Source organism: Amycolatopsis sp. NPDC006125 (assembly GCF_040614195.1).
GTDB lineage: Bacteria > Actinomycetota > Actinomycetes > Mycobacteriales > Pseudonocardiaceae > Amycolatopsis_E > Amycolatopsis_E tucumanensis.
In genome coordinates, this window is sequence record NZ_JBEXTZ010000009.1 from 69,902 (window position 1) to 85,876 (window position 15,975).

Consider the following 15,975-nt stretch of genomic DNA (forward strand, 5'->3'; position numbering starts at 1 on the left):
GGCTCAGGCCAGGCCGCGCACCGCCTGAGCCGGTGGGCGCTCCCCCGCGATCGTCGCCACCATCTCCAGCACGCGGCGCGTCTGCTGGACCTCGTGCACCCGGAACACCTGTGCGCCGTCCCTGGCCGCGAGCGCGGTGGCGGCCAGCGTGCCGTCCAGCCGTTCGGTGACGCCGGCGCCGAGGGTCTCCCCCACGAAGTCCTTGTTGGACAGTGCCATGAGGACGGGCCAGCCGGTCGCGGTCAGCTCGCTCGCGTGCCGCAGCAGGGCGAGGCTGTGCCAGGTGTTCTTGCCGAAGTCGTGCGTCGGGTCGATCAGGACCCCGCCGCGGGGCACGCCGAGCGCCACGACCTCCTCGGCCCGGCGGGTGATCTCCTCGATCACCTGGCCGACGACGTCCTCGTAGCGGACGCGGAACGGGCGCGTGCGCGGCACCGCTCCCCCGGTGTGCGAGCACACGTACCCGGCGCCGAACTCGGCCGCGACCTCCGCCAGCCGCGGGTCGGCGCCCGCCCAGGTGTCGTTGAGCAGGTCAGCCCCGGCCTCGCAGGCCAGGCGCCCGACCTCGTGCCGCCAGGTGTCCACGCTGATCACCAGGCCCGGGTGCCGCCGCCGGATCTCCGCGACGAACGGCACCACCCGGCGGGTCTCCTCGTCGACCCCGACGTCGCTGCCGGGGCCCGCCTTGACCCCGCCGATGTCCACGATGTCCGCGCCCTCCGCGACGGCCCGGTCGACGGCCGCCAGCGCGTCCGGGTCCGCGAAGGACGCGCCCCGGTCGTAGAACGAGTCGGGCGTGCGGTTCACGATCGCCATCACGAGCGCGCGGTCGGCGACGACGCGCCGCCCGCGGAAGACCAAGTCGACTGCCACGACTTCATCATGCCTGCCGTGGCGGGGGCGCGATAACGCGCGTTATGCCCTAAGTTGCTTCCAGGAGAGCGAAGGGGGTGCGCGGCGGATGGCCACCCGACACGGCCACGGCGACAGCCACAGCAGGGAACGCTTCCTGCAGGCCGCGCTGACGGTTCTCCTCAAGCAGGGCGTGGCCGGGCTGACGGTGCGCAGCGTCGCCGAGGCGGCCGGCACGTCGACGATCGGGGTCTACACGCGCTTCGGCGGCCGCAACGGGGTTCTGGACGCCTTGTACGAGCGCACTTTCGAGATGCTGCACGAGGAGTTCCGGGCGGTGCCGCCGGTTTCCGGCGATCCGGCAGCGGGGATCCTCGCGCTGGCCCGCGCCTACCGCCGGTTCGCGCTGGACAGCCCGGCGCGGTACGCGTTCATGTTCGAGCAGTCGGTGCCCGGGTTCGACCCGGACCCGGACCTGCGGGCGTTCGCGCAGCGGAGCAGCTTCGACCTGCTGGTGGACCGCGTGGCGCCGGTGACGCCGCCCGGCCGCGACCCGAACGTCACCGGATACCTGATCTGGACCACGATGCACGGGCTGGTGAGCGTCGAGCTGACGCACCGCGCGCGCAACCCGCCGCCGAAGTGGTTCATCGAGACCACCGACGACGCCTACGACGAGGTGTTCGGATCCGGCATCCGCGCGATGATCAACGGGCTGGACCTCGAACTCGCCTGAGGCGGCAGCCGAACGGCCGACGGAACCCGTTGTCCAGCGCCACACCGGCAACGAGCGCCGGGTCGGCCCCGGGAACGACCGTGGCCCCCGGTCCAAGCAGGACCGGGGGCCACGGATCAGTCACTCAGCCGCGAGGGCTCACGCACCGCCCGAGAGCTTCTCGCGCAGAGCCGCGAGCTGCTCGTCGCTGGCGAGGGTGCCGCCGCTGCGCTGCTCCGAGCCGCCGCCGGTCGAGCTGTAGTTCTGCTCGCCGCCGCCGACCGGACCACCGGTGGCCTCCTCGGCCGCCGCCTGGGCGCTGGCCTCGGCAGCCTTGGCGATCTGCCGCATGTGGGCCTCGTAGCGGGCGTGCGCCTCGGCGTACTGGCGCTCCCACTCCTCACGCTGCTTGTCGTAGCCTTCCTGCCACTCCTGCGTGTCGGGGTCGAAGCCCTCGGGGTAGATGTAGTTGCCCTGGTCGTCGTACTCGGCGGCCATGCCGTACTGCGTCGGGTCGAACTCGGTGTCGGTGGTGAAGCCCTCGTTCGCCTGCTTCAGCGACAGCGAGATCCGGCGGCGCTCCAGGTCGATGTCGATGACCTTGACCATGACCTCGGTGCCGACCTGCACGACCTGCTCCGGGATCTCCACGTGGCGCTCGGCCAGCTCGGAGATGTGCACCAGGCCCTCGATGCCCTCCTCGACGCGGACGAACGCGCCGAACGGGACGAGCTTGGTGACCTTGCCCGGCACGATCTGGCCGATCGCGTGGGTGCGGGCGAACTGGCGCCACGGGTCTTCCTGGGTCGCCTTCAGCGACAGGGACACGCGCTCGCGGTCCATGTCGACGTCCAGCACCTCGACGGTGACCTCCTGGCCGACCTCGACGACCTCGGACGGGTGGTCGATGTGCTTCCAGGACAGCTCCGAGACGTGCACCAGACCGTCGACGCCGCCGAGGTCGACGAACGCGCCGAAGTTGACGATCGAGGACACGACGCCCTTGCGGACCTGGCCCTTGGCGAGCGCGTTGAGGAACTCGCTGCGGACCTCGGACTGGGTCTGCTCGAGGTAGGCCCGGCGGGACAGGACCACGTTGTTGCGGTTCTTGTCCAGCTCGATGATCTTCGCCTCGAGCTCGCGGCCGACGTAGGGCTGCAGGTCGCGCACGCGGCGCATCTCCACCAGGGAGGCGGGCAGGAAGCCCCGCAGGCCGATGTCGAGGATCAGGCCGCCCTTGACGACCTCGATGACGGTGCCCTTGACGGGCTCGTCCTTCTCCTTGAGCTCCTCGATCGTGCCCCAGGCGCGCTCGTACTGGGCGCGCTTCTTGGACAGGATCAGCCGGCCTTCCTTGTCCTCCTTCTGGAGAACGAGGGCCTCGACCTCGTCACCGACGCTGACGACCTCGCCGGGATCGACATCGTGCTTGATGGACAGCTCACGCGAGGGGATGACGCCCTCGGTCTTGTAACCGATGTCGAGCAGCACCTCGTCGCGGTCGACCTTGACGATGGTGCCCTCAACGATATCGCCGTCGTTGAAGTACTTGATCGTCTTGTCGATCGCGGCGAGGAAGTCTTCCTCCGACCCGATGTCGTTGACGGCGACCTGGGCGGCGCCGGACGTCGGGGCGGTGGTGGTGTCGGTGGTCATTAGGTGGGTTGCTCCGGTTGGTTTACGGCTCGAGTAGGTTTGCAGTTTGCGCGCGCGGTGAGCGTGCGACGGCAACCATGAGCAAACGTTCACAACGGAACGGCCGCGGAGCATCACCGCCGACGGTGCGCGACCCGGAACCCGGCTCAGCTCTGCCGAGTGGAAGGTAGCGCGAACCCACTGCGCTAGAGATATCGTACGCGGCCGCCCACGCGCGGCACAAACAGGGTCGCCCGCACGGACGCGGCGGGGCTGACCGGTGAGAATACCGGTGTGACGACGGCGGCAGACGACAACGGCGGCGACCTCGACCCGGACCGGCACGCCCGCGCCGAACACCGGCTCGGCACGGTCGGCGTGGCGCACCGGGAGGTGACCGCGGACGAGGCGACGGCGGCCAACCTGGCCTGGTGGGACGCCGACGCCGACGACTACCAGGCCACCCACGGCGGCTTCCTCGGCGACGCGGACTTCGTGTGGTGCCCGGAGGGCGTGCGCGAGGCCGACGCCCGGCTGCTCGGCGACGTGCGCGGCCGCCGCGTGGCCGAGATCGGGTGCGGCCAGGCGGCGTGCTCGCGCTGGCTGGCCACGGCGGGCGCGCACCCGGTCGGGCTCGACCTGTCGGCCGGGATGCTCCGGCACGCCCGCGCGGGCGCGGCGCGCACCGGGATCGAGGTCCCGCTGGTCCAGGCGACGGCCGAGCGGCTGCCGCTGGCGGACGGCAGCGTCGACGTGGCCTGCTCGGCGTTCGGCGCGCTGCCCTTCGTGGCCTCGATCGAGACCGTGTTCGCCGAGGTGCGCCGGGTGCTGCGGCCGGGCGGGCCGTGGGTGTTCGCGGTGACCCACCCGATCCGCTGGATCTTCCCGGACGACCCGGGTCCGGCCGGGCTGACCGCGAGCCAGCCGTACTTCGACCGCACCCCCTACGTGGAGGTCGACGGGGACGGGAAGGCGACCTACGTGGAGTACCACCGCACGGTGGGCGACTACGTGCGGGCGCTGGCGGCCACCGGGTTCGCGCTGGAGGACCTGATCGAGCCGGAGTGGCCGGCCGGGCACACCCGGGTGTGGGGCCAGTGGAGCCCGCTGCGGGGCAAGCTCTTCCCGGGCACGGCGATCTTCCGGGCGCGCGCGTGCCCGTGAGCGCGGCGCTGCTGTCCGCGCAGCGGGCCCGGTTCAGCGCGCTGGACCCGCTGCTGCCGCCCGCCGCGCCACCGCCGGAGGGCGAGGTGCTGACCGCGGCCACCGCGGACGGCACCCGCGTCACCGGGGTGGTCCAGGTCCAGCGGCACCAGCCGGGCGCGTTCGACCTGCTGTGGTCGGCCGCGCAGGTGTGGCAGCTGTTCCCGTGCGTCGGGGATACCGGGACCGCGGGCATGGACGCGCTGCTGCGCGCCTGGCGGCGCCGGATGGACCGGGAGTCGCCCGGCGCGGACTCGTCGTGCACGGTGACCTGGCCGAGCCGGGACGCCGAGGCGGTGCGCGCGTTCCTCGACCACGGCCTGGTGCCGCTGTCCGTGCTCGCGGTTCGCACCGGCCCGCCGGAGGAGCACCCGCCCCCGCCGGGCGTGACGATCCGCCGCGCGCGGCCGGAGGACCTCGAGGAGGTCGTGGCGCTGTCGATGGCCACGTTCCGCTACTCCAGCCTGGTCGCCGGGCCGTGGCGGCCGGGCACCGCGGAGCTGATCACGCCGCGGCTGGAGCGCAACCTCGCCGCGGACGCGCCGGTCTGGCTCGCCGAACGGGACGGCGTCGCCGTCGCGCTGGCCGACTGCGGGTGGGTCGAGTCGGCGCCCGGGTCGTGGGCCGCCGAGTTGCTGCCCGCCGGGCAGTGGGGTTACGTCAACAACGTGGCGACCAGCGAGCACGCGCGCGGCGAAGGCATCGGCCGGGCGCTGCTGAGCCGGGTGCACCGCGAGTTCGCCGACCTCGGCGCCCAGGCAACCTACCTCTACTACAACCCGGCCAACCCGCTGTCCTCGGTGTTCTGGCCGCGTCAGGGGTACCGGCCGCTGTGGTCGTACTGGGAGGTCCGGCCCGCGTCCGCGCTGCGCTGACCCCCGAGTTGCGGGCTCCGGAGGACGGGCGTAGCTTTTGAACTGACCAGTCAGTTCAAAAGAGGGGGATCCTGTGCGGGTGCACGCCGACCGGGTCACCGTCGAAGGTCCGCACGGCACGGTGCTGCCGCCGACCTCGCTCACCGTCGGCGAGGGCGAACTCGTCTTCGCGCACGGCGAGCCGGGCGCCGGGGTGACCGCGTTCGGTCTCGCCCTGACCGGGCGGATGCGGCCGACGACCGGGCTCGTGACGCTCGACGGCAAGGCGGACGCCGCGAAACTGCGCCGCGTCAGCGCCGTGGTGGACGCGCCGGAGATCACCGCGCCGGAGGACTCGCTGCCGGTGCGGATGGTCGTCGCCGAGGAGCTGTCGATCGGGAGGCTGCCCGCGGGCAAGGACGCCGTCGCGCGGTGGCTGTCCGAGCACGACCTCGCCGGGCGCGCGGACGTCCGGTTCGAGCACCTGTCCCCCGCCGAGCGCACCCGGCTGCTCACCGCGCTGGCCGCGGCGCGGCCCGGGGTGCGGCTGCTCGTGCTCGACACCCCCGACCGGCACACCAGCGACGTCTCCAGCTGGGCCGGCCTCGCCCGCGAACACGCCGAGCGCGGCTTCGCCGTCGTCGTGCTGACCGCCACCGCCCCGACCGGGGCGCTGCCCGCTCCCCCGGCGCTGCTCGGCCGCACCGAGCAGCCCGAACCCGAACTCGTGCAAGGAGATCCGCAGTGACCGGCCTCCGGCTCGCCGCCGGGGAACTGCGCCGCCTGACCTCCGGCAAGCTGCCCAAGCTCGCCGTGGCCGCGCTGGTGCTCGTCCCCCTGCTGTACGCGTCGTTCTACCTCTACGCCAACTTCGACCCCTACGGCCGCCTCGGCAAGCTGCCCGCGGCGATCGTCAACGAGGACGCGGGATCCGCCGACCGCAACGTCGGCGACGAGGTCACGTCCTCGGTGGTCGGCTCGGGCACGTTCCAGTGGCACGAGGTCTCCGCGGCCGAGGCCGACGCCGGGGTGCGCGACGACCGCTACGCGTTCACGATCACGATCCCACGCGACTTCTCCGCCGCGCTGCTCTCCAGCGGCAACTTCACCCCGCAGCGCGCCACGATCCAGCTGACCACGAACGACGCGAACAACTACCTCTCGCACACCATCGCCAACCAGGTCGCCGAGCAGATCCGCGACACGATCGCGGAGAAGGTGGGCAGCGAGGCCGCGAACCGGTTCCTGATGGGCTTTTCGACCATCTACCAGCAGACCCAGCAGGCCGCGACCGGCGCCACCCAGCTCGCCGACGGCGCGAACCGGCTGCTCACCGGCCAGCAGCAGCTCGCCGACGGGGCACAGCAGCTGGCCACCGGCAGCGCCCAGCTGTCGTCCGGGCTGTCCACGCTCCGGTCGAGCACCGCGACCCTGCCGCAGAGCACCCGGCAGCTGGCCGACGGCGCCCAGCAGGTCGCCGACGGCAACAGCCAGGTCGCCGCGGCCGGGTCCACCGTCGCGAGCGGGTCCGCCCAGCTGGTGCGCAACCTCGACGACGTGAACAACCAGCTCACCGACCGGCTGCGCGCGGCCGGGCTGTCCGAGGCCGACATCGAGCGGGTGCAGGGCGTGCTCGGCGACCTGCGGGCCCCGGTCGACCAGGCCAACTCGAGGATCCAGCAGACGTCGGCCCAGCTGAACCAGCTCGCCGACGGGGCGCGGCAGGTCGCGGCCGGGGCCGCCGCGCTGGCGAACTCGGCGCCCGCGCTGTCCGGCGGCATCGCGCAGGCCGCTGACGGCGCGAACACGCTCTCGGCCGGCGCGAACCAGCTCAACGACGGCGAGAAGACCGCGTTGTCCGGCACGCGGGAGCTGGCGACCGGCGCCGGCCAGCTGCGGGACGGCCTGAACAACGGGCTCCAGCAGATCCCCAACCCCAGCGACCCGACGCGGACCGCGACCGCGGACACGATCGCCGACCCGGTCGCGGTCAACTCCGTCGGCGTCGCCTCCGCGGGCACCTACGGCGCCGGGCTGGCCCCGTTCTTCCTCGCCCTGGCCACCTGGATCGGCGCATTCGTGTTGTTCCTGCTGATCCGGCCGCTGTCGTCGCGGGCTATCGCGGCGGGCACCGCGCCGCTGCGGGTCGCGCTCGGCGGGTGGCTGCCTTCGGCGCTGCTGGGCATCGCGCAGGTCGTCGTGTTGTTCGCCGCCGTCACCTGGTTCGTCGGCATCCACATCGCGCACCCGGTGGGCGCGCTGGCGTTCGCGATCCTGGCATCGCTGACGTTCACCGCGATCGTGCACGCGCTCAACGCGTTCTTCGGCGCCGTCGGCAAGTTCCTCGGGCTGGTGCTGCTGGTGCTGCAGCTGGTCAGCGCGGGCGGCACGTTCCCGTGGCAGACCCTGCCGGACGCGCTGTACCCGCTGCACGTCGTGCTGCCGATGGGGTACGTGGTCGACGGGCTGCGGCACCTGCTCTACACCGGCGCGTCGCTGCGGAACCTGCTGGACATCGGGGTGCTGGTCGCCTACCTCGTGGGCGCGCTCGCGGTGTCGGCGCTGGCCGCGCGCAGGCAACGGGTGTGGACGGTGTCGAAGCTGCAGCCGGAGCTCTCGCTGTGAGCCCGCGCGGCGAGAGCACCAAGCAGAAGCTGTTCGAGGCGACGCTGCGGCTGGCCACCGAGAAGGGGCTGGCCGGGCTGACGGTGGACGAGATCGCGGCGGCGGCCGGGGTCGCGAAGGGCACCGTGTACTACAACTTCGGCAGCAAGGACGGGTTGATCGACGCGCTGCTGCGCTACGGCGTCGGGCAGCTCGCCGAGCGGCTGCGGGCGCACGCGGCCGAGCCGGACCCGGTGGCCGCGCTGGAGTCCCTGGTGGACACCGGGCTGGAGTTCATCGCGGGGCACCGCGGGTTCTCGCAGATCCTGGTCAGCGAGCTGTGGCGGACGCCGGGCCAGTGGCAGGAGACGCTGTCGCTGCTGCGCGAGGACATCGTCTCCATCGTGAAGGAGCAGCTGCAGCGGGTCGCCGACGCCGGGCGCCTGCCGCCGGGGATCGAGGTGCCGACCGCGGCGGCCGGGCTGTTCGGCACGCTGCTGGTCGTCGCGCTGGACTGGCAGGTGTTCCAGCCGCAGCGCTCGCGAGCCGAGGTGCGCGAGGGCATCATGCTCCTCGTCCGGGGCGTGGCCCGCCAGGATTAGTTCCCGCCGGTTGTCGATTCCGGGGCCGCTCGTTCGCCGTAGGGGCGCGGGCGTCACCGGGACGCCCGGTGAGGAAGGGATCGGCATGCGGAAACTGGTGGTCACGGCGTTCGTGACGGCCGACGGCGTGATGCAGGCGCCGGGCGGCCCGGACGAGGACCGCGACGGCGGCTTCGCCCACGGCGGCTGGGCGGTGCCGTTCATCGGCGAGCGGGTGCTGGAGCTGATGCTCGAGTTCACCCGCGGAGCCGGCGCGCTCCTGCTCGGCCGGAAGACCTACGAGGAGTTCGCCGCGACGTGGCCGCTGGCCGACGACCCGTTCGGCGACCTGATGAACGGGCTGCCGAAGTTCGTCGCCTCGCGGACGCTGACCGAGGTGGGCTGGCGCAACTGCACGCTGCTGCGCGGGGACGCCGCCGGGGCGGTGGCCGAGCTCAAGCGCGGCGACGGCGGGGACATCCAGGTCCACGGCAGCAGCGACCTGGTGCAGACACTGCTCGCGCACGACCTGGTCGACGAGTTCCAGCTGCTGGTGTTCCCGGTGGTGATCGGGTCGGGCAAGCGGCTGTTCGGCTCCGGCGCCGGTCCGGGCGCGCTGGAGCTGACCCACACCGAGCGGTTGCCGCGCGGCGGGCTGCTGCACCGCTACCGGCGCGCGGGCGGGCTCGAATGTGGTGCGATGGGGCCGGAAACGGGCAACTGGTGAGCGGGGACGTGACGATGCCGCAGTACGCGATCCTGATCTACGAAAAGGAACTCCCCGGCGGCGTGGCCGACATCCCGCCGGAGGTCATGGAGGCCAACCTGGCCGTCGGGCCGAAGATCGAGGCCATGGGCGCCCGGGTGGTGCACGAGCAGGGGCTGCAGCCGGTGGCGCAGGCCCGCACGATCCACAAGGGCGGCGCGGTGACCGACGGCCCGTTCCTGGAGAGCAAGGAGGTCATCGCCGGGTTCTTCGTGGTCGAGGCCGCCGACCTCGACCAGGCGGTGGCCATCGGGAAGCTGCTGCCGATCATGGACGGGGCGGTCGAGGTGCGGCCGTTGATGGAGGTGTGACCGGGGTCCGGGACGCCGTCGCCGACGCGCACCGCCGCGAGTGGGCCAGGGTGCTCGCCGCGACGGTGCGCGTCACGCGTGATCTCGACCTGGCGGAGGAGTGCGTCCAGGACGCCTACGCCGCCGCGCTCGACTCGTGGGCCCGCGACGGCGTGCCGGACCGCCCGGCCGCGTGGCTGACGACCGCGGCGCGGCACAACGCGCTGGACGCCCTGCGGCGCGCGGCGACGCTGCGCGCGAAGCTGCCGTTGCTGGTCGAGCCCGCGGCGGACAGCCCGGTGGCCGACGACCCGCTGCGGCTGGTGTTCCTGTGCTGCCACCCCGCGTTGTCGGCCGAGGCGCAGGTGGCCCTGACCTTGCGGCTGGTGTGCGGCGTGCCGACGCCGGACGTCGCGGCGGCGTTCCTGGTGCCGCCGGCGACGATGGCGGCCCGGATCACGCGAGCGAAGAAGAAGATCGCGGCGGCGCGGATCCCGTTCCGGATGCCCGCGCCGGCCGAGCGGCCGGAGCGGCTGGACGCGGTGCTGACGACGATCCACCTGCTGTTCACGACCGGGCACACGGCGCCGTCGGGCGAGTCGCTGATGCGGGTGGCGTGCGCCGAGCGGGCGCTGGAACTGGCGCGGCTGCTGCGGGAGCTGGTGCCGGACTCGCGGGAGGTGCGGGGGTTGCTGGCGTTGCTGCTGGCGGGGCACGCGCGCCGGGCGACGCGCACGGACGGGACGGGCCGACTCCTGCTGCTGTCCGAACAGGACCGTTCCCGCTGGGACCGCGCCGCGCTCGCGGAGGCGGACGAGCTGGTGGTGACGTCCCTGCGCGGCGGCCCGCCAGGCCGTTTCGCCCTGCAGGCGGCGATCGCGATGCTGCACGCGAGCGCACCGTCCTACGAGGCGACGGACTGGCCGCAGATCCTGGTGCTGTACGACGAACTGGCGAAGGTGTGGCCGTCGCCGGTGGTGGCGCTGAACCGGGCGGTCGCGGTGGCGATGGTCGACAGCCCGGCGCAGGCGCTGGCCGAGGTGACGGCGCTGGAAGGCGACCGCCGGCTGTCCGGGTACCACTACCTGCCCGCGGTCAAGGCAGACCTGCTGCGCCGCCTCGGCCGGCCCGTCGAGGCGGCCGCCGCCTACGAGCACGCTCTGCGCCTGACGGACAACGAGACCGAGCGTGCGTTCCTGGCGGACCGCCTCGCCGAGATGCGGGAAATCGGCGCTCCGGGTTGATGGGCTGGCCCCGCCCGGCCGCCCGCCTGGGCCGCTTCCCTGGGGCCGCGCCGCCCACCAACGAGGCGCATCCCCCACCCCACATCGGGGCGAGCCTCCGCCAATTCCAGCGGCACGCGATCCCGGCTGCCAAGCGGGGACCGAGCGCGCCACCCAGGGCACCGGCGGCCGCACCTGCTCGCCATCGAGGCGGTTCCCCCGCCCGGCACCATCCGCGAATTCCGGCGGCACGCGGTCCCAGTCCGAGCCGCATGTGCCCACCAACGTCCGATCCCCGCCCGCCGCCGCGACCGGCAGCGCGCAGGCTCAGCGCACCATCGGCCGCAGCTGGCCGATCTGGTGCGTCGACGTCGCGTGGCCGGACAGGGCCCGGCGCACCGCTTCGAGCACTCCCTCGGCGATCTCGGCCTGGGCCAGGGACCGGTGGGCGTCGTAGGCGGAGACCGTGCCCAGCTGCACCACCTGGGTCGGGTGCAGGGGCAGCAGCGGGTCGGGCGGTTCGACCGCCCCGGTGCCGCTGAGGCCGCCCCGCACCTCCACCACCGGCGCGCCGTCGGCGAGCAGGGACTCCACCGCGCCCATCACCGACCGCCGGTACTGCTCGTGGATCCACGCCACCAGCAGGTCCGCCTGCCCGCGCAGCGCCAGCTCCGCCTTCGCGGCAAGCTCCCGCGGCCGGTCCCAGTGCGCCTCGACCCAGATCGCCTTCCCGCCGCCCCACGGGCGGATCGTGCCGTCGCGGAAGGGCCGGTGCCCCGGCGGCCGCATCGACCGCCGCGCCGCCTCCCCCGGCCGCACCTCGCAGTCGAGCGGGTGGTACCGCCGGGACGGCAGCACCACGTGCCAGCCCTCCCTGGTCAGGACTTCGGCGAGCCCGGCCAGCATCCCCGTACCCGCCAGGATCAGCGCTTTCCGGCCAGCCATGACCCCACGCTACCTGCTGCTCGCGGCACGGGCAGCCTCTCGACGTGGCCTTCTCCCCGCCGCAATGCGCCGGAAACCTTTCCACGTCCCGCCGCCCGATCCGGCCGGGAACCGGCGAAGATCAGCCCCAGTCCTTGCCGGGGTCGAACGCGTGCGGCTGGGTGAGGCTGAACCAGTTGCCCGAGTCGTCGCGGAACACGGCCTCGATCCCGTACGGCCGCTCGGCCGGCTCCTGCAGGAACGTCACCCCGCGCGCGGCCAGCTCGGCGTGCGTCCCGCGGCAGTCGGCGGTCTTCCACACGCCCCCGCCGAACGCGCCCTTGGCCACCAGTTCCCGGATCTGCTTTTCGGTCTCCGCGTCGTGCTGCGGCGGCCCCGGCTTCATCAGGATGAAGTCGAGGTCCGGCTGGTCGGGCGGCCCGACCGTGAGCCAGCGGAAGTCGCCGATCTGCAGGTCCCGCCGCACCTCGAAGCCGAGCTTCTCGGTGTAGAACGCCTTCGCCGAATCCTGGTCCAGCACGTACACGCTGGAGTGGGACAGCCCGTTGATCATCGCGAACCTCCTGTGGTCGATGGGAAGAACGCTACTGACCTGGGACGTCCCCCGGCTTCTCCGAATGTGCTGTTCCCGCCGCGGGCCGGGTCCACATCATCAGGTAGCACCCGGGCACCGGCGGCGGCCCGTCCGCGCGCACCCGCGCCCGGTACTCGCTCGGCGAGGAACCGGTGATCTCGGCGAACCGGCGGCTGAACGTGCCGAGGCTGGTGAACCCGACGGCCAGGCACACCTCGGTGACCGTCAGGTTCACCGACCGCAGCAGGTCCTGCGCCCGCTCGATGCGCCGCCGCGTCAGGTAGGCCTTCGGGCTCTCCCCGTACGCGGCGGCGAACGAGCGCATGAAGTGGTAGCGCGAACAGCAGGCGACGGCGGCGAGCGCGTCCACGTCGAGGGGCTCGGCGTAGTGCGCGTCCATCCAGTCCTTGGCGCGGCGCACCTGCGCCACCGCCGCCACCCGGTCCGTCATGCCGTCAGTGCGCCGCCTCGTTCCAGGACCGGCCGAACCCGACCGACACCTCCAGCGGCACGGCCAGCTCGTACGCCGCGCCCATCTCGCGCCGCACCAGCTCCTCGACCCGGTCGCGCTCGCCCTCGCTGACCTCGACGATCAGTTCGTCGTGCACCTGCAGCAGCACCCGCGACCGCAGGCCGGCCTCGGCGATCGCGCGGTGCACGCCGATCATCGCGACTTTGATGATGTCGGCCGCGCTGCCCTGGATCGGCGCGTTGAGCGCCATCCGCTCGGCCATCTCGCGCCGCTGCCGGTTGTCGCTGTTGAGGTCGGGCAGGTAGCGGCGACGGCCGAAGATCGTCTCGGTGTAGCCGACCTTGCCCGCCTCGACCACGACGCTGTGCAGGTAGTCGCGCACCCCGCCGAACCGGGCGAAGTACTCGTCCATCAGCCCGCGGGCCTCCTCGGTGGAGATCCGCAGCTGCTGCGACAGGCCGTAGGCCGACAGCCCGTAGGCCAGGCCGTAGTTCATCGCCTTGATCTTCGCCCGCTGCGGCCCGGTGACCTCGGCCGGGTCGACGCCGAACACGCGCGCCGCGGTGGCCGCGTGGAAGTCGAACCCGGACTGGAACGCCTCGATCAGCGCCGCGTCCTCGGACAGGTGCGCCATGATCCGCATCTCGATCTGGCTGTAGTCCGCGGTGAGCAGCTCCGCGTACCCGTCGCCGACGACGAACGCGTCGCGGATGCGGCGGCCCTCCTCGGTGCGGATCGGGATGTTCTGCAGGTTCGGGTCCACAGAGGACAGACGACCGGTGGCCGCGATCGTCTGGTGCAGCGTGGTGTGGATCCGGCCGTCGTCGGCGACCGACTTGAGCAGGCCCTCGACCGTGCTCTTGAGCCGGGTGGCGTCCCGGTGCTCCAGCAGGTGCTGCAGGAACGGGTGCTCGGTCTTCTCGTACAGCGTCTGCAGCGCCTCGGCGTCGGTGGTGTAGCCGGTCTTGGTGCGCTTGGTCTTCGGCATGCCCAGCTCGTCGAACAGCACGACCTGCAGCTGCTTGGGCGAGCCCAGGTTGACCTGCTTGCCGATCACGCCGTACGCGGCCTCGGCTGCCTGCTTCACGCGGGCGCCGTAGTGCGCCTCCAGCGCGGTCAGCTGCTCGATGTCGACGGCCACGCCCGCGGCCTCGACCTCGGCGATGACCTGCAGCAACGGCAGCTCGATGTCGCCGAGCAGCCTGGTGCCGCTGATCTTCTCCAGCTCGGCGGAGAGGGCGCCGGCCAGCTCGGCGACCGCGCTGGCGCGGACCAGCTCGCCCTGCACCAGCTTCTGGTCGCCGTCGTCGCCGTCGAGCAGGGACAGCTGGCCGTCGCCGGCGTCGCTGTCGTTGCGCAGCTCGCGCTGCAGGTACCGCAGCACCAGGTCGTCCAGCTCGAACGACCGCTGCCCCGGCCGGACCAGGTACGCGGCCAGCTCGGTGTCCATCGCCAGGCCCGCGAGCTTCCAGCCGCGCGCCCGCAGCGCGTGCAGCGGCACCTTCAGCGCATGCCCGGCCTTGGCGATCGCCGGGTCGGCCAGCCACGCGGCCAGCGCCTGCTCGTCGGCCTCGTCCAGGGCGGTGACGTCGACGTAACCGGCCTCGCCGCCCGGCGCGGCCAGGCTGATCGACTGGATGTCCGACCGCACCGACGACCCGGTGGCGCGGAAGGACAGGCCCACGGTCTGGCCGGCCTTGGTGTGCTTCGACAGCCACGCCGCGAGGCCGCCGGCGGGCACCGCGGCGCCCTCCACCTCGAACCCGGACTCGGCCTCCGGCTCCGCGCTGGACAGCGTCTGGAACAGCCGGTCGCGCAGCACCCGGAACTCGAGCTCGTCGAACAGCCGGTGGACCGCGTCCCGGTCCCACGGCTTGAGCGCGAGGTCGCCCGGCGTGGCGTCCAGCGGCACGTCCCGCACCAGCTCGGTGAGCTGGCGGTTGAGCGTCACCGAGCTCAGGTGGGCGCGCAGCGCGTCGCCGACCTTGCCCTTGACCTCGTCGACCCGGTCGATCAGCGCGTCCAGCGACCCGAACTGCTGGATCCACTTGGTGGCGGTCTTCTCCCCGACGCCCGGGATGCCCGGCAGGTTGTCCGACGGGTCGCCGCGCAGCGCCGCGAAGTCCGGGTACTGCGACGGCGTGAGCCCGTACTTCTCCGCCACCCCGGCCGGGTCGTAGCGGACCAGGTCGGACACGCCCTTGCGCGGGTACAGGACCGTCGTCGAGTCGTCCACCAGCTGCAGCGCGTCGCGGTCGCCGGTGCAGATCAGGACCTGGTAGCCCTCGGCCGTCGCCTGCGTGGTCAGCGTGGCGATGATGTCGTCGGCCTCGTAGTTGTCCTTGGTCAGCACCGGGATGCCGAGCACCCCGAGCACGTCCTTGACCAGGTCGACCTGCCCCTTGAACTCGTCCGGCGTCGACGTCCGGGTGGCCTTGTAGTCGGCGAAGGTCGCCGAGCGGAACGTCTGCCGCGACACGTCGAACGCCACCGCGAGGTGCGTCGGCTGCTCGTCGCGCAGCAGGTTGATGAGCATCGAGGTGAACCCGAACACCGCGTTGGTGACCTGGCCGGTGGAGGTCTTGAACCGGTCGGCAGGCACGGCGAAGAAGGCGCGGTAGGCCATCGAGTGGCCGTCGATCAGCAACAGCCGCGGCCGTCCTTCCGCGGGCGCCGTCGCTGTGGTGTTGGCTACTGGCTGGTTCTGGCTGGGGCTCACGGGTGCGAGTCTAGGGTGGGGCACCGACAGAACCGCGCGAGCGGTCGTCCTGCCTTGCCGTCGTCTCACCGAGGAGTCACCCGCGTTGTCCGAGAACCTCTCCGAAGCCATCCGCGAGCAGCTCGCGGGCATCGATCCGCGCGTCGCGGAGCAGCAGCTCAACGACAAGCTCGGCATCGAGTTCGTCGAGCTCACGGCGGAGCGGGTGGTCGGCACGATGCCGGTCGAGGGCAACCTGCAGCCCTACGGCCTGCTGCACGGCGGCGCGAACGCCGTGCTCGCGGAGGCGCTGGGCTCGACCGTGGCGGCGCTCAACGCGGGCGCGGACAAGGCCACGCTCGGGTTCGAGCTGTCCTGCACCCACCACCGCGCCGCGCGGGAAGGCCTGGTCACCGGCGTGGCGACGCCGCTGCACGTCGGCCGCGGCACCATCACCGCCGAGATCGTGCTGACCGACGACCAGGGCCGCCGCACCTGCACCGCGCGCCTGTCCTGCCTGGTGCGCGACGCCGCCCCCGGCAGCCGCTGATCCACCACGAAGA

The 15,975-nt window shown here is 72.8% G+C and carries 16 protein-coding genes; 10 read left to right on the plus strand and 6 right to left on the minus strand.

Features of this window, described 5'->3' with window-relative positions; genetic code table 11:
- Positions 1 to 3: 3 nt before the first annotated feature.
- A complete protein-coding gene (gene folP / locus ABZ193_RS07335; RefSeq protein ID WP_051123536.1) occupies positions 4 to 816 on the minus strand; it encodes a dihydropteroate synthase in 813 nt (270 codons plus the stop codon).
- 145 nt (positions 817 to 961) lie between these two features.
- Here folP and ABZ193_RS07340 point away from each other — a divergent pair, with 145 nt between their 5' ends.
- Entirely contained in the window at positions 962 to 1,588 is a 627-nt protein-coding gene (locus tag ABZ193_RS07340) for a TetR/AcrR family transcriptional regulator (RefSeq protein ID WP_020418502.1), read from the plus strand.
- Positions 1,589 to 1,726: 138 nt separating this feature from the next.
- Here the strand turns inward: ABZ193_RS07340 and rpsA are convergent, their stop codons facing one another.
- Positions 1,727 to 3,223: a 30S ribosomal protein S1 gene (gene rpsA / locus ABZ193_RS07345; RefSeq protein WP_017988058.1), complete on the minus strand. Its 1,497-nt coding sequence runs from the start codon at positions 3,221 to 3,223 to the stop codon at positions 1,727 to 1,729.
- Between the two features lie 273 nt (positions 3,224 to 3,496).
- Here rpsA and ABZ193_RS07350 point away from each other — a divergent pair, with 273 nt between their 5' ends.
- The 8 genes from ABZ193_RS07350 (at position 3,497) to ABZ193_RS07385 (ending at position 10,744) form a co-directional block, all read left to right on the plus strand.
- Positions 3,497 to 4,366 carry a class I SAM-dependent methyltransferase gene (locus ABZ193_RS07350; protein WP_020418503.1) on the plus strand — a complete coding sequence of 290 codons (870 nt, stop codon included), beginning with the start codon at positions 3,497 to 3,499 and terminating at the stop codon, positions 4,364 to 4,366.
- Entirely contained in the window at positions 4,357 to 5,280 is a 924-nt protein-coding gene (locus ABZ193_RS07355; RefSeq protein WP_020418504.1) for a GNAT family N-acetyltransferase, read from the plus strand. Before ABZ193_RS07350 ends, ABZ193_RS07355 begins: the two co-directional genes overlap by 10 nt.
- Before the next feature lie 73 nt (positions 5,281 to 5,353).
- On the plus strand, positions 5,354 to 6,007 hold the full coding sequence (locus tag ABZ193_RS07360) for an ATP-binding cassette domain-containing protein (RefSeq protein WP_020418505.1): 654 nt from the start codon (positions 5,354 to 5,356) through the stop codon (positions 6,005 to 6,007).
- Positions 6,004 to 7,884 (plus strand): YhgE/Pip domain-containing protein, encoded by a 1,881-nt coding sequence (locus ABZ193_RS07365; RefSeq protein ID WP_354709256.1) that lies wholly within the window; start codon positions 6,004 to 6,006, stop codon positions 7,882 to 7,884. The genes ABZ193_RS07360 and ABZ193_RS07365 overlap by 4 nt, the downstream gene beginning before the upstream one ends.
- A complete protein-coding gene (locus tag ABZ193_RS07370) occupies positions 7,881 to 8,465 on the plus strand; it encodes a TetR/AcrR family transcriptional regulator (protein WP_020418507.1) in 585 nt (194 codons plus the stop codon). The genes ABZ193_RS07365 and ABZ193_RS07370 overlap by 4 nt, the downstream gene beginning before the upstream one ends.
- An 85-nt stretch (positions 8,466 to 8,550) precedes the next feature.
- Complete coding sequence (locus ABZ193_RS07375) at positions 8,551 to 9,171, plus strand: dihydrofolate reductase family protein (protein ID WP_020418508.1); 621 nt, start codon at positions 8,551 to 8,553, stop codon at positions 9,169 to 9,171.
- Positions 9,168 to 9,521 (plus strand): YciI family protein, encoded by a 354-nt coding sequence (locus ABZ193_RS07380; RefSeq protein WP_020418509.1) that lies wholly within the window; start codon positions 9,168 to 9,170, stop codon positions 9,519 to 9,521. The genes ABZ193_RS07375 and ABZ193_RS07380 overlap by 4 nt, the downstream gene beginning before the upstream one ends.
- Complete coding sequence (locus ABZ193_RS07385; RefSeq protein ID WP_354709257.1) at positions 9,518 to 10,744, plus strand: DUF6596 domain-containing protein; 1,227 nt, start codon at positions 9,518 to 9,520, stop codon at positions 10,742 to 10,744. The genes ABZ193_RS07380 and ABZ193_RS07385 overlap by 4 nt, the downstream gene beginning before the upstream one ends.
- 306 nt (positions 10,745 to 11,050) lie before the next feature.
- Here the strand turns inward: ABZ193_RS07385 and ABZ193_RS07390 are convergent, their stop codons facing one another.
- The 4 genes from ABZ193_RS07390 to polA form a co-directional block, all read right to left on the minus strand.
- On the minus strand, positions 11,051 to 11,668 hold the full coding sequence (locus ABZ193_RS07390; RefSeq protein ID WP_235716134.1) for a hypothetical protein: 618 nt from the start codon (positions 11,666 to 11,668) through the stop codon (positions 11,051 to 11,053).
- 121 nt (positions 11,669 to 11,789) lie between these two features.
- On the minus strand, positions 11,790 to 12,221 hold the full coding sequence (locus tag ABZ193_RS07395; RefSeq protein ID WP_020418512.1) for a VOC family protein: 432 nt from the start codon (positions 12,219 to 12,221) through the stop codon (positions 11,790 to 11,792).
- Between the two features lie 31 nt (positions 12,222 to 12,252).
- Positions 12,253 to 12,693, minus strand: coding sequence for an AraC family transcriptional regulator (locus ABZ193_RS07400; RefSeq protein WP_020418513.1), 441 nt, complete (start codon positions 12,691 to 12,693; stop codon positions 12,253 to 12,255).
- Positions 12,694 to 12,697: 4 nt separating this feature from the next.
- The gene (polA, locus tag ABZ193_RS07405) at positions 12,698 to 15,433 is read right to left on the minus strand and encodes a DNA polymerase I (protein WP_354709258.1); all 2,736 of its coding nucleotides are present in this window, start codon (positions 15,431 to 15,433) and stop codon (positions 12,698 to 12,700) included.
- 85 nt (positions 15,434 to 15,518) lie between these two features.
- On the opposite strand from polA, the gene ABZ193_RS07410 reads away from it, so the two are divergent.
- Positions 15,519 to 15,962 carry a hotdog fold thioesterase gene (locus tag ABZ193_RS07410; protein ID WP_017988046.1) on the plus strand — a complete coding sequence of 148 codons (444 nt, stop codon included), beginning with the start codon at positions 15,519 to 15,521 and terminating at the stop codon, positions 15,960 to 15,962.
- Positions 15,963 to 15,975 lie beyond the last annotated feature (13 nt).